General features: G+C 58.0%; 1 protein-coding gene and 2 pseudogenes. 1 reads left to right on the top strand and 2 read right to left on the bottom strand.

Annotated elements, in window-relative coordinates; genetic code table 11:
- Nucleotides 1–117 precede the first annotated feature (117 nt).
- Nucleotides 118–851, bottom strand: a pseudogene (locus tag OC184_RS19845) (IS5 family transposase); the annotation flags it as partial.
- A gap of 59 nt (nt 852–910) precedes the next feature.
- Here OC184_RS19845 and OC184_RS19840 point away from each other — a divergent pair.
- Nucleotides 911–1,093 (top strand): annotated as a pseudogene (locus OC184_RS19840) (IS5/IS1182 family transposase); the annotation flags it as partial.
- Nucleotides 1,094–1,121: 28 nt separating this feature from the next.
- On the opposite strand, the gene OC184_RS19835 reads toward OC184_RS19840, so the two are convergent.
- Complete coding sequence (locus OC184_RS19835; RefSeq protein WP_265508913.1) at nt 1,122–2,462, bottom strand: glycosyltransferase family 4 protein; 1,341 nt, start codon at nt 2,460–2,462, stop codon at nt 1,122–1,124.
- Nucleotides 2,463–2,671 lie beyond the last annotated feature (209 nt).

The following is a 2,671-nucleotide window of genomic DNA, read 5'->3' as shown; positions in this document are numbered from 1 at the left end:
CAACTCCCCCAATCAGTGTTGAAGGGGCAAACGCCCATCAACGCGCTCAAGGACTGGCAAAGGCAAAGGCCGGACATCTTCAAGAAGCGGCCGTATAATCACGCGGGATGTGACACCTAGGGCACCTGGACTGTCCTTCTTCCACGGCTTGGCGTTCCGACGCGGCGGGAGCGAGCCATGTGCGCCACCGGTTCAAGCACAATGGCGAGCGCCTCGGCGCCACGCAGGCTGATGGCGTCCCGGCAGGCCCCTCCGTCGTAGGCGCCGTCGGCGGTGACGGATGCGATCTGCTCGCCTTCGGGGATCTGCGACAGCAGGCCGGGCAGCATGGGCGCGTCGCCCACGCGGCTCTCGGTGACCTCGACAGCCCGTACTTCCAGCGTCGCTTCGTCGACGGCCAGATGCACCTTGCGCCAGATCCGTCGGCGCACCCCGCCATGCTTACGCGCATGCCATTCGCCTTCGCCCCGGGCCTTGATGCCCGTGCTGTCGATCAGCAGGTTCAATGAACCGCCGCTGCCACGGTAAGGCAGTTGCACCGCCAAGGTCTTCTGGCGTCGGCAGAGTGTCGAGAAATCGGGGACCGGCCAGCCGAGCCCCGCAAGCCGCAGCAGGCTAGCCACGAAGCCCGTCGTCTGCCGCAGCGGTAGACCGAACAGGACCTTCACCGTCAAACACGCCTGGATCGCGGCGTCGCTATAGACCGGCTGCCCGCCGCGCTTGCCCGAGAGCGCCGCATGCCACGGCGTCAACGGGTCGAACCAGACGGTCAGCGAGCCGCGCTCACACAGCGCAGCGTTGTAGGCAGACCAGTTCAGGGTGCGGTAGCGAGTAAGCGCGGGCTTGGACATGCCGTTCAGCTATGTCGCTGGACGTGCAATGTGTATCCCAAAAAGGCTTCATGCAACAACGCCACTGGACCGGATACCACACCAGGAGCCGCCTGGAGGCGAAGATGCGATGCCTCAAGGCATTCGGCGAGCGCATCGCCGCAAGAGATCCTGACCGCCAAACCGCCGAGATCCATATCCGCGTCGCTCTCATGAACCGCTTCTCAGCCCTCGGCACCGCCGAGATCGTTCGCGTGGCCTGACATCAGCGGGGCAAGGAGGCGTCATGCCTTAGGTGTGAGTTCTGCAACAACGCCCCCGCGGTTGTAAATCAAAATTGTTCACACTCATAGGGTTAGGCCGATCAGTTCGCGCTCCGCAAACCCATTCATAAACTTCACGCACCTGTTCGGCCTTATTTTTCCACGTGAACAGAGCTTGGACCCGTGCACGTGCGGCCAGTCCTTTTTGTTCTACCTCCTCCGAGTTATCCGCACAGTGTAATAAAGCCGTGCGCAATCCTGCCACTACTTCCGAACGATTTCCAATCGGTACTGCATATCCAGTATCCGGAGTGACTAATTCAGCAGGACCAGCATAATCTATTACAACTGGGCATAGTCCAAGAGCCATCGCTTCCAATACTACACCGCCCCCAAATTCACGAATTGAGGGAAAAGCTAATACAGTGCATCCTGCAGCAATGTCTTGTACCTCCTCATGCTTTTTCCAACCGTGGAAACGCACTGTACTGCCAAGGTGCCGCGCCTGCTCTTGGAGCATAGGTAGAACTGGTCCCTCTCCAATTATATCCAATTCCATTCGCCCAGCGGCTAGCAATGGTTCTGCTGCCGCGATTAACATATCGACACCTTTTAACGGCACCAATCGACCAATAAAGCAAGCGCGTAGTACCCCCCCCGAGCGCGCGGGATCGTGATCCGCCTGCCGCCAAAATCGCTCAAGGTCAACAGCATTTTCGGGCAGATATATCACTCTCTCCTGATGACGAGCTGGAATATTACGGATCGCTTGGTGCGATCCAGCAAGAATAGCATTGGACAGCAACGTGTTTCGTCGGCCAGGCAAGACGCGAGAGAGGCCGCGTAGCCGCGAAAGCCATTCGTTCTCTTGCTTCATCTCAGCCTCGAATCCTTTTGGCCAAGGCACTCCCCCATTGATAGGCCCCAACACAAAAGGTACGCCCGCACGGCGGCATTTTGCGGCGATGGGGCTTTGCTGCACCGGCGACAGCGGGGTAACTCGGTGAACGACGTCAAACGCACCGTTGCAAATGGCAGAACCAAAATTCTTCCAAACCAAATGCTCAAAATAAGGATAGCTAATTGTTGCTAATGCCTGTTGGATCGTCCAGCCCCGCCCTTGGCCTCCAGACAAAAGACTGCTGAGCCTCCACAAGGGTCGTGCCAGTGTCTCGCTGTCGAGGGCAGTGAAGTCCTGTCCTTCAACCAAACCTGTCCGCAAAATTGCTTCGCGGTTACGGATCTGTGTGACTAGATGCACATCTGCTACTTGTGCTAGCGCGCGGGCTAGAGACCAGCCCACCAGCGGCACCGACACCCATTCAGGATTAGCCGCCTCCGCAATTACAAGAACTCTCCGTCTCGTCATACTTACTCCTAATTCTCGCGCTGCCACTGCTGCCTGATTCTATCTACGATTAGATGCTATGTTGCCTTCTTAGGTGTCACATCCCGCTTGATTATACGGCCGCTTCTTGAAGATGTCCGGCCTTTGCCTTTGCCAGTCCTTGAGCGCGTTGATGGGCGTTTGCCCCTTCAACACTGATTGGGGGAGTTGGCCGTTGTAGAGCCGGACAT

This window comes from Paracoccus rhizosphaerae (assembly GCF_026162645.1).
Classification (GTDB): domain Bacteria; phylum Pseudomonadota; class Alphaproteobacteria; order Rhodobacterales; family Rhodobacteraceae; genus Paracoccus; species Paracoccus rhizosphaerae.
The sequence above is the reverse complement of the archived record's forward strand: the minus strand, read 5'-3'. Positions and strand labels throughout refer to the sequence as shown.

Coding starts and splice junctions, on each gene's coding strand:
- OC184_RS19835 (WP_265508913.1), bottom strand. CDS start 2,462: ATGACGAGACGGAGAGTTCTTGTAATTGCGGAGGCGGCTAATCCTGAA.